This is a genomic window from Streptomyces chlorus, from assembly GCF_042655885.1.
GTDB classification, from domain to species: Bacteria; Actinomycetota; Actinomycetes; order Streptomycetales; family Streptomycetaceae; genus Streptomyces; species Streptomyces chlorus.
Map to the genome: position 1 here is coordinate 144476 of NZ_JBHSOA010000061.1, position 16894 is coordinate 161369.

Annotated in this window: 15 protein-coding genes and 1 pseudogene; 9 read left to right on the top strand and 7 right to left on the bottom strand. The window is 71.0% G+C overall.

All coding sequences use genetic code 11. The features are described from left to right. Positions 1-10: 10 nt before the first annotated feature. From ACFPZI_RS26120 to ACFPZI_RS26135, 4 genes are all read right to left on the bottom strand, one after another. Complete coding sequence (locus ACFPZI_RS26120; protein WP_381367577.1) at positions 11-1660, bottom strand: FAD-dependent monooxygenase; 1650 nt, start codon at positions 1658-1660, stop codon at positions 11-13. A 15-nt stretch (positions 1661-1675) separates the two neighbouring features. Then, positions 1676-2635 (bottom strand): MBL fold metallo-hydrolase, encoded by a 960-nt coding sequence (locus ACFPZI_RS26125; RefSeq protein WP_381367580.1) that lies wholly within the window; start codon positions 2633-2635, stop codon positions 1676-1678. Between the two features lie 159 nt (positions 2636-2794). Then, on the bottom strand, positions 2795-3343 hold the full coding sequence (locus ACFPZI_RS26130; RefSeq protein ID WP_381367583.1) for a MarR family winged helix-turn-helix transcriptional regulator: 549 nt from the start codon (positions 3341-3343) through the stop codon (positions 2795-2797). Positions 3344-3447: 104 nt separating this feature from the next. Next, positions 3448-4773, bottom strand: coding sequence for a winged helix-turn-helix domain-containing protein (locus ACFPZI_RS26135; protein ID WP_381367586.1), 1326 nt, complete (start codon positions 4771-4773; stop codon positions 3448-3450). Between the two features lie 309 nt (positions 4774-5082). Between ACFPZI_RS26135 and ACFPZI_RS26140 the strand changes: the two genes are divergently transcribed. The 7 genes and pseudogenes from ACFPZI_RS26140 to ACFPZI_RS26170 all read left to right on the top strand — a co-directional run. Further along, positions 5083-6282, top strand: coding sequence for a homogentisate 1,2-dioxygenase (locus ACFPZI_RS26140; protein WP_055592290.1), 1200 nt, complete (start codon positions 5083-5085; stop codon positions 6280-6282). Further along, entirely contained in the window at positions 6279-7160 is an 882-nt protein-coding gene (locus ACFPZI_RS26145; protein ID WP_055592291.1) for a hypothetical protein, read from the top strand. The genes ACFPZI_RS26140 and ACFPZI_RS26145 overlap by 4 nt, the downstream gene beginning before the upstream one ends. Further along, positions 7157-8398 (top strand): fumarylacetoacetate hydrolase family protein, encoded by a 1242-nt coding sequence (locus ACFPZI_RS26150; RefSeq protein WP_381367589.1) that lies wholly within the window; start codon positions 7157-7159, stop codon positions 8396-8398. The genes ACFPZI_RS26145 and ACFPZI_RS26150 overlap by 4 nt, the downstream gene beginning before the upstream one ends. A gap of 110 nt (positions 8399-8508) precedes the next feature. Beyond that, entirely contained in the window at positions 8509-9231 is a 723-nt protein-coding gene (locus ACFPZI_RS26155; RefSeq protein ID WP_145768039.1) for a CoA transferase subunit A, read from the top strand. Between the two features lie 24 nt (positions 9232-9255). Continuing rightward, entirely contained in the window at positions 9256-9915 is a 660-nt protein-coding gene (locus ACFPZI_RS26160) for a CoA transferase subunit B (protein WP_055592294.1), read from the top strand. After that, positions 9912-11102 (top strand): acetyl-CoA acetyltransferase, encoded by a 1191-nt coding sequence (locus ACFPZI_RS26165; RefSeq protein WP_381367593.1) that lies wholly within the window; start codon positions 9912-9914, stop codon positions 11100-11102. Before ACFPZI_RS26160 ends, ACFPZI_RS26165 begins: the two co-directional genes overlap by 4 nt. An 84-nt stretch (positions 11103-11186) precedes the next feature. After that, positions 11187-11428: pseudogene (locus tag ACFPZI_RS26170) on the top strand (transposase family protein); the annotation flags it as partial. Between the two features lie 19 nt (positions 11429-11447). On the opposite strand, the gene ACFPZI_RS26175 reads toward ACFPZI_RS26170, so the two are convergent. After that, complete coding sequence (locus ACFPZI_RS26175; RefSeq protein WP_381367596.1) at positions 11448-12272, bottom strand: rhomboid family intramembrane serine protease; 825 nt, start codon at positions 12270-12272, stop codon at positions 11448-11450. 132 nt (positions 12273-12404) lie between these two features. Here ACFPZI_RS26175 and ACFPZI_RS26180 point away from each other — a divergent pair, with 132 nt between their 5' ends. Then, the gene (locus tag ACFPZI_RS26180; protein WP_381367599.1) at positions 12405-12794 is read left to right on the top strand and encodes a hypothetical protein; all 390 of its coding nucleotides are present in this window, start codon (positions 12405-12407) and stop codon (positions 12792-12794) included. A 35-nt stretch (positions 12795-12829) separates the two neighbouring features. Here ACFPZI_RS26180 and ACFPZI_RS26185 read toward each other — a convergent pair whose 3' ends face one another. Together ACFPZI_RS26185 and ACFPZI_RS26190 are read right to left on the bottom strand one after the other, a co-directional pair. Continuing rightward, positions 12830-14323 carry an FAD-dependent oxidoreductase gene (locus ACFPZI_RS26185; RefSeq protein ID WP_381367602.1) on the bottom strand — a complete coding sequence of 498 codons (1494 nt, stop codon included), beginning with the start codon at positions 14321-14323 and terminating at the stop codon, positions 12830-12832. 22 nt (positions 14324-14345) lie between these two features. Then, positions 14346-15371 carry a DUF4349 domain-containing protein gene (locus ACFPZI_RS26190; RefSeq protein WP_381367605.1) on the bottom strand — a complete coding sequence of 342 codons (1026 nt, stop codon included), beginning with the start codon at positions 15369-15371 and terminating at the stop codon, positions 14346-14348. Positions 15372-15527: 156 nt separating this feature from the next. On the opposite strand from ACFPZI_RS26190, the gene hemG reads away from it, so the two are divergent. After that, positions 15528-16894 (top strand): protoporphyrinogen oxidase (gene hemG, locus ACFPZI_RS26195; protein ID WP_381368080.1); only part of this gene is annotated, 1367 nt, incomplete at its 3' end.

Here is a 16894-nt window from a genome sequence, read left to right on the forward strand (position 1 = left end):
CAGCTCGGTGTCAGGCCCGGGAGAATGTCGGCCGGGGCGGCTGCGCAAGCGCGGTGACAGCGGCTCCGAGGCCCCGGGTGAGGGCGGCGTTCACCTCGACCGCGGTGGGGCCGGTGAGTGTGGCGGCCAGGTGGGCGTCGGGGCGGATCACCCACACCTCGTCGGGCTTGATGCCCAGCCTCGCGGCGCCGCCCTCGGCCAGGTCCGCGCTGCGGTGCACGGGCACGGCACGGCCCAGGTCGAGCAGCTCCCGGTGCAGCGCGGCGGCGTTCACCTCGTCGCCGGTGACCACCGTGAAACGCCTGCGCGCCAGCAGTCGCAGGCGCGTAGACCTGGCCGTGGCGGGATCGGTGACCGGGATGTCAGGTACCAGTACGCCAGGTCCGGGTGCCGGCACGGATCCCTTCGGCGGGCGACCGGCGAAGGGGCGCGCCGGGTCGGTGGTGGTCAGTGGCGAGTCGACGTACCAGAACGGCTCTGCCAGCCGCCCCGAGTCCACCTGCGCCCGGGCGGCCGGTTCGGCCACGGCACGCTCCAGCACGTCGAGCCGCCGGGCCTGTTCCGTGGGGGTCTGGGGCACCAGGAACTCCATCGTGGCTCCCGTGATCGCGAGGTTCTCCAGGGCCGCGGCGTGCCGCTCGTGGTGATAGCTGTCCAGCAGGCCCTCCCCAGCCATGCCGTGCAGGACCGCGGCGACCTTCCACGCGGCGTTCTCGGCGTCCTGCACCCCTGAGTTCAGGCCCCGGCCGCCGAACGGGGAGACCAGATGGGCGGCGTCGCCCACCAGGAGCACCCGCCCCACCCGGAACCGGTCGGCGACCCGGGAGTGGAACCGGTAGACCGACTTCCAGACGATCCGATACGCATGGTCGCCGATCACAGCCCGGATCCGGCGGTCGAGCCGGCCGTCGCTCTCCTCGGCCGCCATGTCGAACTCTTCGGGCACCTGCCAGTCGATCCGGTACGTCGAATCGGGGCAGGGGTGGATCAGCACCTGGCGCCCGGGGTTCCACTCCGGGTCGAAGTAGAAGCGCCGCTCCCGTTCCCAGCCGGGCAGATCGGCTTGGATGTCGCAGATGAGGAACTGGTCGCCGAAGGTGCGGCCGCCGAACCCCACTCCGAGGTGGTCGCGCAGGTCGTGCCCGCGGGCGCCCACGCAGGCCAGCACGTAGGCGGCGCGGACCGTGACGTTCCCGTCGGCGGTCTCACAGAGCAGCTCGACGTGGTCCTGATGCTGGATCAGGTCGGTGACCCGGTGTCCCCAGCGCGCCTCGATGAGCGGCTGGTTGGCCATGCGCTCGTCGAGCACTTGCTCGGTGCGGGTCTGGGAGATGTTGACGAACGGCGGAAAGACGCTGCCGTCGTCGGTGTACTCGGTGCAGAAGAGTTCGTGCTCGCGGTAGAACGTGCGAGAGCGGTTCCAGGTCAGGCCCTCCTGAGTGATCTGCCGTCCGGCTCCGTCGAGGGTGTCCCAGATGTCGAGGATGTCGCGCTGCTGGGCGATCGCCTTGGAACCGACCGGATCGCGCTCGGGACGCTGGTCCAACACGATGGTGGACAGACCCCAGTGGGCCAGGAGCAGGGCGGCGGTCTGGCCGACCGGGCCGTTGCCGATGACGACGACGGGGGCGTCGATCCGGCTTCTTTCGGTGGTGGTCATGGTGTCGTCACGTCCTCAGTGCTGCAGTTGGGCCCAGACCTCACGGTCGCGCTCCGCGGTCCAGATCGTCGGGTGCTCGCTTCCCGAGAGCTCCTCCCAGAGCCGGGCGACGTCGAAGGGCAGGCAGTGCTCGAAGATCGGCCAGCTGCCGTACTGCGGCTCGAGTGCGCCGTGGGCGGCTTCGAAGGCCTCCCTGAGGTCGCCTCCCCGGGCGTGCACGCTCTGAACGGTGTTGATCAACGTGGTGAGGAAGCCTCGCGTCTGGGCGATCGCCGCGGAGACCTCGTCCCGGCCTCGGGCGATGACGCCCCGGCCGCCCACCAGCACCTCGGCGCCCAGGGCCGCGACCCGGTCGAGGGTCTCGGTGGCCCATTCCCGGTGGTAGGCGTCACCGGTGTACAGCGCGGCCTGGGTCTCGACCAGGTCGCCCGCGAACAGCACCTTGTGGCGCGGGAGCCAGGCGACGATGTCACCGGACGTGTGCCCCCGGCCGAGGAAGAGGAGTTGCAGCTCGCCCCGGTCGCCGCCGAGGTCGATGGACAGCCCGTCGGTGAAGGTGACATCCGGCCGGGTGAGTCCGGGGATGGAGTCGGGGTCCTCGAAGAGCACCGGGAAGCGTCCCTGCTCGGAGTCCCAGTCCTGCTTGCCGCGCTCCTCGATCAACGCCTTGGTCTGGGCGTGGGCGATGATCACGTCGGGCTCGAAGGCGCTCGCTCCGAGGACGCGGGCCGCGTGGTAGTGCGACAGGACCAGGTGGCGCACCGGCTTGTCGGTGTGCTCCCGCACCATCGCCAGGGTCCTGCGGGCGACGGTCGGTGTGGCGAGTGCCTCGAAGCAGACGAGGAAGTCCTCTCCCTCGACGGCGCCGAAGTTGGGGTCGCCCTCGGCGGTGACGGCGTAGACGCCGTCGGCGAGTACTTCCAGGGTCTGCTGCTTGACCCTGGTCTCACCGGTGGAAGCGAACGGCTTGGACATGGCGGCTCCAGCGCGTAGAGGTCATGAGGTCCGGAAGGTCATAAAACCTTTGATGACCTTGGATGGGAAGACCGTAGGGGGAAGCGTCACGTCCGGCAAGGGGATCCGGAGAGCTTTTCGCCGGCGCCTCGTCGCCGGGACGCGTCGCGGCAGGGCGGGTCAGTCGGCGCGGCGACGTACTTCGAGGTCGTCGGCGGCTGCGAGCAGCTTGCCGAGAGCGCTCACGACCGCGGCACGCTCCTCGGGAGTCAGGAGCCGCGACCACAGCCGTTCGCGGTCGTTGTGGGCGCGGTAGACCTCTCGAACCCGCTGTTCGCCCTCGGCGGTGAGCGCATAGGTGATCAACCGGCCGTCGTCGGGCCGGGGGGCACGGGTGAGCAGTCCATGGCGTTCGAGGGTCTTGGACAGCGTCGAGGTGCTCTGCCGGCTCATGCCGGAGAGGCGGGCCGCGTGCCGGGCTTCGAGCGGCCCCGAGACCCAGAGCACGTACAGCAGGCGGAAGCCCGACCAGCTCCACCCGGCGGGCCGATGGACGGTCGACTCCAGGTCGTAGACGACTGTGCCCGCCGCGCGGTGGAGAGTGAGCACCAGCGATGCGGCCTCGAGATCGGCGTCGTCGACGAGCTCGCTGGTGCGCCCGTGGGCGTACTCGGCGAAGGACTGGAAGTCCAGGTCGGTGACGCCGGGCTCCGGCTTCTGGGGCATCATGTGCCCAGCATCGCAGAGCCCACGACCGCGCCCGGGTGCGGCCAGGTGGGATCTCGGCCTCGCCGGCTCTCCGGCAAGGGCGGATCGGGAAGGGTGAGCCGGTATCAGGTGGAAGTGGTACGCCAGCGTGCGCTCAGGCACACACCGCACAGAGCCGCCACCGCCTTGAGGTAGGTGATGCTCAACGGGCCGAAGGGCTCGGAGGAGTGACGGTGCAGGCCCATCGCCCCGACCACCGAGGAACCGCTGCGCAGCGGGACGAAGAGGTAGGTGCCGGGCAACTCCACGTGAGCCAGCGCCGCCGTGCGGGCATACCCCGCCTTGGTCGAGAAGCGGCGCAACTGCACCGGTTCCTCCGCCGTGAGCGTGCGGACGGCGGCGAATCCGGAGTCGGCAAGACGCAGTTCCTGGGCAGCCTCCTGCCAGGCGGCGCTGAACCCGTGATGGGCGACCAACTGCAGTCGATCACCGTCCAACAGGTGCAGGCCGATCGCATCGACCGTCCCTTCCTGGACGAGGGAGCGGGCGACCAGGCTCGCCGCGGACCTGGCGTCGGGTGCACTGGCGAGCTCCTCGCAACGCCGGGCCAGTCGCTCGGCCAGGAGCAGGTCGCTGCCCGTCTCGGACGTGCGCCGCTCCTCCTCCCGGGCCCCCACTTCGGTGACCTGACCACCGAACCGATAGCCGGAGCCTCGCACCGAGAGGACGAAGCGCGGCTCATGGACGGTGTCGCCCAGCTTGCGCCGCAGACGCCCGACTCCGATACGGAGTGTGTTGAGTCCGTCGTCACCGCCGGCCCACCCCCACACACGGGAGGTGAGACGACTGGCCGGGACCACCTGTCCTCCGGCCTCCATCAGACAGACGAGCAGCTTGAACTCCGTGTTGGTCAGCCGTACCGGCTCGGTGTCGAGGGTGGCTTCTCGCTGCCACAGGTCGACGCGCAGCGGCCCGGACAGAAGGTAGCGGGCACCCGCGTCGGAGCCTTCGGCCGCCCGCCGCACCAATGCCAGTACCCGAGCGCCCATCTCCTCCTCCCGGGTGCTGGTGGGCAGCACGGTGTCCGCTCCGGCGGAGATCAGCGCGACGCTCTGGGGCCCGGTGACGTCGGCGAGTACGGCGATGGGTGCACGCGTGGCCCGGCGCACCCGTGCGACGGTCGTGGGGTCGGGCGGCAGGTCCGCGGGGATGATGACGAGCACGGCAGCCGGGCGGTTGACCGTGAGCGCCCAGCCCAGTTCCTCGGCCTCGTGCAGGTGCAGCACGCTCCAGTTCAGTCTCTCGGACATCGCCCCGACGTGGGGCCTGGTGTGCAGCTCGTTCCCCAGGTCGACCACTGCCAGCCGCTGGGCCGGCACCGGGAAGACCGAGGCGGCGCCGGTCCGTGCACGGCGCGTCCGGGGATCGTCGCCGATGTCACGTGTCCTCACGGAATCGGCCTCCTCTCCTGGCATTGCGGCAGCGATGAGCGCTGCGGCCCTGGTCACGAGGGCCCAACGTCGACTCTGGCACGCCGAACATTTCATTTCCATGTCAACGTGGAAGCATCTTGCCCGGCCGGATCGGGATTCTCGCCGACGCGGCATTCCGCGCCTCACCCGCTCGGAGAGCGGGAAACCGGCTCGAAGAGGGCGTCGCGACCAAGGCGTCCAAGGGGCCCGGGCCGGCTTTGCGTCTCGAGGAGACCCCTTCACAGGATCGGGGCACATCACAGCTCGACGATCACCAAGGAGCGCCTGATGGCGTACTACCGCTCACTGGGCGAGGTGCCGCCGGTCCGGCACACCGTGTTCCGGTCGGACACCGGGGACCTGTACTACGAGGAACTCATGGGTGAGGAAGGCTTCTCTTCCGACTCCTCCCTCCTGTACCACCGTCATATCCCGTCAGCGGTCGTGGGCGCCCGACGCTGGGAGCTTCCCGACCAGACGCTCACCCCCAACGCTCCCTTGCTGCCCCGGCACCTGAGGCTGCACGACCTCGCGGATGCCACGACCCTCGCCGAGACCGACGCCGTCAGGGGGCGTCGTCTCGTTCTGGGTAACGAGGACGTGCGCATCTCCTACGTCGTCGCGGGCGGCACCTCACCGCTCTACCGCAACGCGCTCGGCGACGAGTGCGTCTACGTGGAGGCCGGCGAGGCCGTCGTCGAGACCGTCTTCGGTGCCCTGCCGGCACGCCAGGGCGACTACGTCGTCATCCCCCGCGCCACCACGCACCGATGGGTCGTGGAGGAAAGCCGGGAGGTCCGGCTCTACGCCATCGAGGCGAACAGCCACATCGCGCCGCCCAAGCGCTACCTGTCGCAGTACGGGCAGCTGCTCGAGCACGCTCCGTACTGCGAGCGCGACCTGGTGGGCCCGTCCGAGCCGCTGCACGTCGAAGAGACGGACGTCGACGTCTACATCAAGCACCGGAGCCCGGCGGGGGTCACCGGCACCATCCACACGCTGCCCCACCATCCGTTCGACGTCGTGGGCTGGGACGGCTGCCTCTACCCCTACACGTTCAACATCGCCGACTTCATGCCGATCACCGGAAAGGTGCACCAGCCGCCGCCGGTCCACCAGGTCTTCGAGGGCAAGAACTTCGTGATCTGCAACTTCGTGCCGCGCAAGGTGGACTACCACGAGAAGTCGGTGCCGGTGCCCTACTACCACTCCAACGTCGACTCCGACGAGGTCATGTTCTACGTCGGAGGCGACTACGAGGCTCGCAAGGGCTCCGCCATCGGACTCGGCTCGATCTCCTTCCACCCGGGCGGCCACCCCCACGGGCCACAGCCCGGCGCGATCGAGGCCAGCCTCGGCAAGGACTACTTCGACGAAACCGGCGTCATGGTCGACACCTTCCGGCCGCTGCAGCTGGGCGAGGCCGGCCTCGCGACCGAGGACAAGGCCTACGCGTCGTCCTGGAGCGGCGGGCGGTGGCTCGCGTGACGACGACCGCCCCGGCATTCACCGGCTTCTTCGACGACGCCGCGATCTTCCCGCCGGGATCCGCCACCCTGCCGGACGCCGTACGCGCGCACCTGGCCCGCCGTTCCACGCCCCTCCTTCCGCTGGTCGGACCGCTCCTGCTGACGGTCGACCGGGTCCCCGAGGCCGCACGAATCGCCCGGGCCACGAGCACCGAGCTCGGCCACGACCTCGGAAGTGAACCGCTTCGGACCGGACTGGTCGTGGCCCCCGGCGCACTGGACACGGCGCGCCGCATCGCCGACGACCCCCCGGAAGGGCTCGTGGTCTGCGGCCTGGAGGTGAAGACCGACGAGCGATGGCCTGAGCAACTGCGTGCGGCGGTGGACCTGGCGGCGACGTCCCCCTACACCGTGCATGTCGAGCTCTCCGGTGACGCTGTCGGAGAGGGAGGGGTCGCGGCCCTCGGCGGAACACCGGCCCGGCTGAAGTTCCGGACCGGTGGCCTCGACGCCGCGCTGTTCCCCACTGCCGAGCAGCTCGCCGCGGTCATCGACGCGGCCGTCGCGGCTCGGGTGCCGTACAAGCTGACGGCCGGACTGCACAGGGCCATCCGGTACGTCGGGCTGGAAACGGGCTATCCGCATCACGGCTTCCTCAACATCGCCCTCGCTACCGCCGCAGCGCAGCAGGGCGCGCCCCTGGCAGAGGTCGTACGGATGCTGTCCCTCAAGGACCGTGGCGAGGTCCGCCGCGCCTACCTGGAGGCCGGCGCCGGATGGCGCGGCACGTTCGAGTCCTTCGGCACCTGCAGCATTCTCGAGCCGGTCGAATCCCTCATCGATCTCGGCCTTCTGGACCCAGCCCTTCTCCCCGCCCCTGATGGAGGCACCGCATGAGCACCCCGTCCCCCACCAGCGCCGCCGCGGCACTGGGCACCGTCGGCAACGGCGTCGAGCACCTTCCCTACGGATCGTTCACGGCAGGGGACGCGGCACCTCGGCTCGGCGTACGGCTCGGAGATCACGTCCTCGATGTGGCGGCCGTGCTCGACCTCGCCGGAGGGAACGTCAGCGCCGCTGCCCGGGAAGCCGCCGACTCCCCCTCCCTGGACGGGCTGCTGGCCTGCTCCAAGGCGGTGTGGGACGAGGTGCGCGGAGCGCTGCAGGCAGCCTTCCTGGACCCCGCCCGTACCGACGCGATCCTCGCGACGGCGGTGCCCCTGAGCGACGTGACGCTCGGCCTGCCGTTCACCGTCGCCGACTACGTGGATTTCTACGGCAACGAGTTCCACGCCCGCAACGTCGGCAAGATCTTCCGCCCGCACATGGAGCCGCTCACCGCGAACTGGAAGCACCTGCCGATCGGCTATCACGGTCGCGCCGGCACCATCGTCCCCAGTGGGACGGACTTCCCCCGTCCGCAAGGGATGCGGCCCGAGCCCGAGGGGCCGCCCAGCTTCGGCCCCAGCCGGCGCCTCGACATCGAGGCCGAGGTCGGCTTTGTGCTCGGCTCCCCGGTGCCGCAGGGCCGAGTACCGCTCCACGAGGCCGAACAGCACGTCTTCGGCCTCACCCTCGCCAACGACTGGTCGGCGCGGGACATCCAGAGCTTCGAGTACGTTCCTCTCGGCCCCAACCTCGGCAAGTCCTTCTGCACCACCATCTCGCCGTGGGTCACCCCGCTCGCCGCCCTGGCGGGATCCCGTGTCGCGCCGCCGCCCCGGGACACCCCGCTCGCCTCGTACCTCGACGACAGCGATGCCGACCCGTGGTGCTTCGATCTGCAGATCGAGATCTCGCTCAACGGTGAGGTGATTTCGGTGGCGCCCTTCGCCGAGACGTACTGGACCGCGGCCCAGATGCTGGCCCACATGACCGTCAACGGGGCGGGCCTGCGCGCGGGCGACTTCTTCGCCGGCGGCACCGTCTCCGGGCCGGAGCGCAACCAGCGCGGATCGTTCCTGGAGATCTGCTGGGGAGGCTCGGAGCCGCTCACCCTCAAGGATGACAGCGAGTTCACCTTCCTCCGGGACGGCGACGAGGTCAGCATGCGGGCCACCGCCCCCGGCCCCGACGGCAGCGTCATCGCGCTCGGGGAGTGCACGGGCCGAGTCCTCCCTCCCGCCAACAGCTGACGCTAACGGCGTCGGGCCTGTCGGCCCCCGCCGGGGCCGTAGTTGCTGCATGCCAAGACCAGATGCTTCATGCGCGGCCTCGCCGCGCCCCTCGAAGGATGGGAAACATCATGTCAAAACTCTGGACGAGCGCCGCGGAAGCGCTCCAGGACGTGCTGCACGACGGAATGACGTTGGCAGTGGGCGGGTTCGGGCTCAGCGGAGTTCCCGTCGATCTGGTCGACGCCGTCCGGGACTCCGGAGTCAAGAACCTGACGATCGTCTCGAACAACATGGGTGTCGACGGCAAGGGCCTGGGCGTTCTGATCGAAGCCGGGCAGGTCGCCAAGGTCGTGGCCTCGTACGTGGGCGAGAACAAACTCTTCGCCGCTCAGTTCCTCTCCGGGAAGCTGGAGGTCGAGTTCAATCCGCAAGGGACGCTCGCCGAGCGTCTGCGCGCCGGGGGCGCCGGCATTCCCGCCTTTTACACCAAGACCGGTGTAGGGACACCCGTGGCTGAAGGGAAACCGCACGCCGAGTTCGACGGCGAAACCTACGTCCAGGAGCGCTCCATCGTCGCCGACGTCTCTCTGGTCAGAGCGCACCTGTCCGACACGGACGGCAACCTCGTCTACCGCTGGACCGCCCGGAACTTCAACCCCGTCGTGGCCACCGCCGGAAGGACGACCATCGCCGAGGTGGAGCAGGTCGTCGACACCGGTGCGATCGACCCGAACCACATCGTGACCCCCGGGGTCTACGTCCAGCGTGTCGTGCGGGCGGACGACCGGCTCAAGGATATCGAGCAGCGCACCGTCAGGCCCCGGCCGATGGCGGCGGCCGCAGCCAAGTAAAGAAGGACGAAGGAGCAGCACACCATGCCATGGACCCGCGCCGAGATGGCCGCGATCGCGGCCAGTGAGCTCAACGACGGCGACTACGTCAACCTGGGCATCGGTATCCCCACTCTGGTGGCCAACAACCTGCCCGAGGGGGTGCGAGTGACCCTGCACAGCGAGAACGGCCTGCTGGGCATGGGACCTTTCCCCTACGACGGCGACGAGGACGCCGACCTGATCAACGCCGGCAAGCAGACCGTCACCATCCTGCCCGGCGGAAGCATCTTCGATTCCTCGGAGTCGTTCGCCATGATCCGGGGCGGCCACGTGAAGATCGCCGTCCTCGGCGCCCTGCAGGTCTCCGGTTCCGGTGACCTCGCCAACTGGAGCATCCCGGGGAAGCTGGTCAAGGGGATGGGAGGAGCCATGGACCTGGTCGCCGGAACCCCCCGCGTGGTGGTGCTCACCGACCACGTCGCCAAGGACGGCACTCCCAAGATCGTCAAGGAGTGCACCCTTCCCTTGACGGGCCGCAAGGTGGTGGACCGGATCATCAGCGACCGTGCCGTCTTCGACGTGACCGAACGCGGCCTGTTGCTGCGGCGCATTGCCCCCGGCGTCACGATGCGCGAGCTTCGGGACCACACCGACGCCGAATTCGATGTGAGTGACGAGGTCGAGGAGACGTTGGCGGCATGAGCCTGACAGAACAGTTCGGCAAGGACGTACTGATCACCGGATGGGGGCACTCCAGGTTCGGCAAGCACTCCGACGAGACCCTTGAATCCCTGATCGTCCAGGTGGCCGCGGAGGCCATCCGCAACGCCGGTGTGGAACCCGACCAGATCGACGAAGTCTTTCTGGGCCAGTTCAACTCCGGTATGGTCCCGCTCGGTTTCGCCTCGTCCCTGGCGCTCCAGGCCTCCGACGAGATGGCGGGCATCCCGGCCACCCGGGTGGAGAACGCCTGCGCCTCAGGCTCCGCCGCGTTCCACCAGGGCGTCAAGTCCCTGCTGGCCGGGACCGCGCGCACCGTACTGGTCATCGGCGCCGAGAAGATGACCCACGCGACAGCCGACGTGGTCGGCGCGGCCCTCCTGGGGGCCGACTACGAAATGGCCGGGCAGCACTCCACGACAGGGTTCGCCGGACTCTTCGCCGACGTGGCCAACCACTACGAGAAGCGATACGGCGCGGTCGGTGACGTCCTCGGATCCATCGCGGCCAAGAACCACCGCAACGGCATGCTCAACCCATACGCCCAGCTCCGCAAGGACCTCGGCGAGGACTTCTGCCAGACCGTCTCCGACCGCAACCCCGTGGTGGCCGCACCGCTACGCCGCACCGACTGCTCGCCCATATCCGACGGCGCCGCGGCCCTGGTACTCACCACCACCGCCTTGTCGCTGTCCGCCGCAACAATTCCGGTCCGACTTGTCGGCTTCGGCCAGGCCAACGACTTCCTGCCCGCCGGCAAACGCGATCCGGTGGCCTTCGCCGGAAGCGTCACCGCCTGGCAGCGGGCCACGGCGATGGCCGGCGTATCCCTGGACGACCTCGACTTCGCCGAGGTGCACGACTGCTTCACCATCGCCGAGCTCGTGCTCTACGAGGTCATCGGCCTGACCGAGCGGGGCGCGGGCCGCCGAGCGGTCGAGGAGGGATGGGTGTACCGGGGAGGCAAGCTGCCGGTCAACCTCTCCGGAGGCCTCAAGGCCAAGGGCCACCCCGTCGGGGCCACCGGGGTCTCCCAGATCGCCCTCGCAGCCATGCAACTGTCCGGCGCCGCCGGCGACATGCAACTGCCCGGCGCCCGGCGCGCCGCCGTACACAACATGGGCGGTCTGGCAGTGGCCAACTACGTCAGCGTCCTGGAAGCCGTCTGAGCCGGGTCGTGATGGACACGCGAGGGCAGAAACGGGGCGGCTTCGTCCGGAACCTTCCCGCGCGCCATCCCACCGGCTGACTACCGCATCGCCACTGACCGGCCGTACTACCCCGGAAAGCACCGGAAGAACGGGGTGAACGTGCGGGTCCCCGCCGCCCCGTTCGGCACCTGCTGTGGGCCTCGCCGGCTCTGTCCGGCGCGGTCCACGACGCCCGCGCGGCCCGTACCCACGGCGTCATCGACGTCCTGGCCGAGGCCGGCATCCGTTGCTGGGCCGACAAGGGCTACCAGGGAGCCGACGGTACGGTACGCGTGCCGTACCGTCGGCCGCTGGCGTGTGGCCCTACCAGGTCCGTCGTGTCTGCCGCCCGAAGCGGATGCCGCCCGGTTCGGGCGGTGGGGGAGTGCCCGGCTTGAGGGGCCAGGCGAGCAGCATGCCCACGACGAAGCCGACCACGTGGGCCGCGTACGCCACCGTCCCGGCGCCGGTGACGCCCGCGCCGGACGAGTAGACCGCCTGCAGGACGAACCACAGGCCGAGCACGATCCAGGCCGGCAGTCGCAGCGGCAGGAAGATCAGGAAGGGGACGAGGACCCAGACCCGGGCCCTCGGGTAGAGCACCAGGTAGGCGCCGAGGACGCCGGCGATGGCTCCCGAGGCGCCGATCAGAGGAGTGGTGGCGTCGGGGTTCGTGAGTGCGAATCCGTATGCGGACGCGTAGCCGCAGACCAGGTAGAACAGCAGGTACCGCAGATGGCCCATGCGGTCCTCGACGTTGTTGCCGAAGATCCACAGGAAGAGCAGGTTGCCGAGCAGGTGCAGCCAGCCGCCGTGCAGGAACATCGCCGTGAGCACGCTCAGCTCGGGCGACTTTTCGTACGACGGCGGCCCCGCCACACACCCCGGCCCCTGCGGTCCCACCCCCGTGGCGCCCGTGGGCACCAGGCGGGGCATCTGGTGGTGGATCAGCTCCCGCGGCACGGCCGCGTACCGGTCCAGGAACGCCTGGAGATCGCACAGCTCCGCGAGACTGCTCCCGCTGCCTGTCAGGGAGCCGACGACACCGGGCGTGAAGAACACGAAGACGACGAAGTTCGCGGCGAGCAGCGCGTAGGTGACCCACGGGGTGCGCCGTGTCGGATTCACGTCATGAACGGGGATGACCACGTCCCACTTGTGCCCTTGCTGCCGCCGGTGAATCCGCCGCCCCGCTGAACACCGCCGTCCGGCCCTGCGTATCCCTTCCCAACTGCCTGCGGCGCGGGGAAGGGGCCGCGGGGCCGACGTGAGGAACGGGCCATGAACGACCGAGTGACCGCTGCGATGCAGGCGCTGCCCGACGGGGAGGCAGAACTCACGCTCGTGGTGCGCCTTTCCTGGGAGGACATCGCCCGGCTCGGCCAGGAGGCGGGGCGGCTCGCCTCCCGGATGCAGCGGCCGGTGACGCTGGACGAGGCGGTGAGCCACCGCCTGCGCTCGGCGCGGGCCGCCGCCGCGCACGCGAAGCCGGCGGGGGAGCAGCCGCCGGCGGCCGTGAGCGCGGGGGTCACCGGTGCGGCCGGTTTCGCCGGTACTGGCGGCACCAGCGCCTCCGTGTCGTCCCTGCCGCCCCGGGCCCCGGCGGAGCAGGCGCGGCCTCCGGCGGAGCAGGCGCGGCAGGCGATCGAACGGATCAACGGGACCGCGTAGGCCGGACGGCTGTCAGGCCTACGCGGCGACGGCTGTCAGGGCGTACGCGGCGACGGCTGTCCCGCCGTGGCGCGGATCTTCGTGGTGGCCTTGCGGGCCGCCACCAGGACCGGGTCCCAGGTGGGGGAGAAGGGCGGGGCGTAGCCCAGGTCCAGCATCGTCATCTGTTCCACCGTCATCCCGGCGGTGAGGGCGACCGCCGCGATGTCGACGCGCTTGCCCGCGCCCTCCCGGCCGACGATCTGGACCCCGAGCAGGCGGCCCGTGCGCAGTTCGGCGAGCATCTTCACCGTCATGGGGGAGGCGTTCGGGTAGTAGCCCGCGCGGCTGGTCGACTCGATGGTGACCGTCTCGAATCGCAGTCCCGCGCGGTGGGCATCCTTCTCCCGCAGACCGGTGCGCGCGATCTCCAGGTCGCAGACCTTGCTGACCGCCGTACCGACCACGCCCGGGAAGGTGGCGTAGTCGCCGCCGACGTTCGAGCCGATGATCTGGCCGTGCTTGTTGGCGTGCGTGCCGAGCGCGATGTGCCGCTCCTGCCCGGAGATCAGGTCGAGCACCTCCACGCAGTCGCCGCCGGCCCAGATGTTCTCGTACCCGCGGACCCGCATCGACCGGTCGGTGAGCAGGCCGCCGTGCTCGCCCAGGGGCAGCCCCGCCGCCCGCGCCAGAGCCGTTTCGGGCCGCACGCCGATGCCGAGCACCACCACGTCCGCCGGGTACTGGGCGTCCGCCGTGGCCACGGCCCGCACCCTGCCGTCGTCCCCCGTGAGCAGCCCGGTGACCTCGGCGTCGTTCACCATGGTGATGCCCAGGCCCTCCATCGCCCCGTGCACCAGGCGCCCCATGTCCGGGTCGAGGGTCGCCATGGGCTCCCGGCCGCGGTTGACGACGGTCACCTCGTAGCCGCGTTTGATCATCGCCTCGGCCATCTCCACGCCGATGTACCCCGCGCCGACGACCACCGCGCGGCGGCCGGTCGTGCGCTCCAGCGTGTCGAGCAGGGCCTGACCGTCCTCCAGGGTCTGCACCCCGTGCACACCGTCGGCGTCCATGCCGGGCAGCTCCGGGCGGATCGGCCGCGCGCCGGTCGCGATCACGAGCTTGTCGTACGAGGTCCACGACTCGGTGCCGGAATCGAGGTCCCGCGCGCGCACCCGCCCCCGGTCGGGGTCGATCTCCGTGACCTCGGTGCGCATCCGCAGGTCGATGTCCCGCGCGCGGTGCTCCTCGGGCGTGCGGGCGATCAGCTCGTCGCGTTCGGCGACGTCACCGGCCACCCAGTAGGGGATGCCGCAGGCCGAGAAGGACGTGAAGCGCCCGCGCTCGAACGCCACGATCTCCAGCTCGTCCGGCCCCTTCAGCCGGCGTGCCTGCGACGCCGCGGACATCCCCGCGGCGTCGCCGCCGATCACCACCAGGCGCTCCGGTCCCTTCGCGGCCGGACCTGCGCTGCGGCCCGTACCCGTACCCGTACCCGTACCCGTACCCGTGGTCGTACCCGTGCTCGTGCTCGTGCTCGTGGTCATGCGACCACGCTACGGGGGTCGGTCACTTCGTATCCGGCTCCGGGGTCTCGTCCGAGGTCCGGGCCGTCGCACGCGCGGACGAGGGCCGGGACGCGGGAAGGGGCGGGGAAGCGGGTGCCGGCTGTGCGGGGCGGGACAGCCTGGGCCGTACGGCCTTCAGCCACAGCAGCGCGAGCAGGGCCGCCACCGCCGCGAACGGCAGCACCGCGCCGATCGCCACCGCGAGCCAGCGCAGCATCGTCACGAACGCGTCCCAGCCGCCCGCGAGCGCGTCCAGGAACCCCGGGTCGTCGTCCTCGGTGCTCTCCTCCACCGGCGTCTCGGACAGGGTCAGGGTGATGGTGGCCAGGCTGGTGCGGTCCTTCAGGGACACCTGCCGGGCGAGCAGGGCCTCCAGGTCGGCCTGACGGGTGCTGAGTTCGCCTTCCAGGGTGACCACGTCACTGAGCCGGGTGGCCTGGTCCATCAGCTCGCGGATCCGGGCCACGCTGGCGCGCTGCGTCTTGATCCGGCTCTCGACGTCGACGACCTGGTCGGTGACGTCCTCCGCCTTCGCGCTGCGTTCGACGAGTTTGCCGGCGCCCTCGAGGTCCGCGAGGACCTTGTCGTACTTCTCGACGGGAACGCGCAGCACCACGCGCGTGAGCTCGTGGCCCTCCCCGTCCTGACGGGTGTTCTCGTCGCCGACGTAGCCGCCCGCGTTCTCGGTGGTCGTGCGCGCGTCGGCCAGCGCCGTCGGCGCGTCCTTCACCTGCACGGTCAACGAGGCGGTGCGGATGATGTGGCTCGTGGCGGTGCTCCTGTCCGCGGGCGGCGCCGTCGCCCGCGAGCCGTCCGCCGAGCTGCCGGGAGCTCCTTCCCGAGCCGCCCCTGCCTTCGCCCCTTCCTCGGTGCCCGCTTTGGCGTCCGCCTGCGCGGCGGCCTTGCCGTCGGACGAGGCGGAGTCGGCGCTGTCATCCGCGCCGCTGCATCCGGCCAGGGCGAGCGCGGCTGCCAGCAGCAGGCCCGTCATGGCGTGTGCCGGCCGTTCGGATCGTCGTGTGCGCATGTGGGTTCCCCCCGGGTTCGAGACCACTGACGTTCCTACGACGCCGGAGGGCGCCGGAACGACGGCGCGAAACGGTCCCGAAGCGGTCACGGTAGGGACTCGGGAGGGCCGGATGGCCCTGGTGGGACCGTCGGCGGCATCTGAGAGGGTGGAGCCATGAGCGGATCACACACGGGTGCGGAGCAGCGGGTCGTCGTGGTGGGAGCCGGCATCGCCGGACTGGCCGCCGCGCACCGGCTGCTCGGGCGCGGGGCACGGGTGACCGTGCTGGAGGCCTCGGAGCGGGTCGGCGGCAAGTTGCTGCCCGGTGAGATCGCGGGCGCGCGCGTGGACCTGGGCGCCGAGTCGATGCTGGCCCGCCGCCCGGAGGCGGTGACCCTCGCCCGTGAGGTGGGCCTCACCGACCGGCTCCGGCCCCCGGCCACCGCGACCGCGTCGCTGTGGACCCGCGGCGCCCTGCGCCCGATGCCCAAGGGCCACGTCATGGGCGTCCCCGGCACCGCCGCCGCCCTGGCCGGGGTGCTCTCCGACGAGGGCCTCGCCCGGATCGGACAGGACGCCGAGTTGCCCCGTACCGAGGTCGGCGACGACGTCGCCGTCGGCGCGTACGTGGCGGCCCGGCTCGGCCGCGAGGTCGTCGACCGGCTGGTCGAGCCCCTGCTGGGCGGGGTGTACGCGGGCGACGCGTACCGCATCTCGATGCGCTCCGCCGTCCCCCAGCTGTTCCAGGCCGCGCGGACGCACACCTCCCTGACCGAGGGCGTCCGCGAGATCCAGGCCGGGGCCGCCACCGCGCAGCAGACCGGACCGGTGTTCATGGGCATCGAGGGCGGTGTGGGCACCCTCCCGCTCGCCGTCGCCGAGTCGGTGCGGGCCCGCGGCGGGGAGATCCGCACCGGCACCCCGGTCACCGAACTGCGCCGGGAGCCGGCCGGCGGCTGGCGGGTCGTCACCGGGGAACGGGAGCTGCGCGCCGACGCGGTCGTCGTCGCCGTGCCCGCCCCGGCCGCCGCCCGGCTGCTGCGTGCCGAGGCGCCCGGCGCCGCCGCCGAGCTGGCCGGCGTCGAGTACGCCTCCATGGCGCTCATCACGCTCGCCTACCGCCGCGCGGAGACCGATCTTCCGGCGGGCAGCGGATTCCTGGTGCCGCCGGTCGATGGCCGCACCATCAAGGCGTCCACCTTCGCCTCGTGCAAGTGGGGCTGGATCGACGAGGAGAACCCGGACCTCACCATCCTGCGCACCTCCGTCGGCCGGCACGGCGAGACGGAGATCCTCGGCCGCGACGACGCCGGTCTCGTGGAGGTCTCCCGGTACGACCTGTTGGCCGCCACCGGCCTGGACGCCACCCCGGTCGCCACCCGCGTCACCCGCTGGCAGGATGGCCTGCCCCAGTACCCCGTCGGCCACCACGCGCGTGTGGCCCGTGTCCGCGAGCACCTCGCCGCCCTCCCGGGGCTGGCCGTGTGCGGCGCGGCCTACGACGGCGTCGGCATCCCCGCGTGCATCGCGAGCGCGTACGA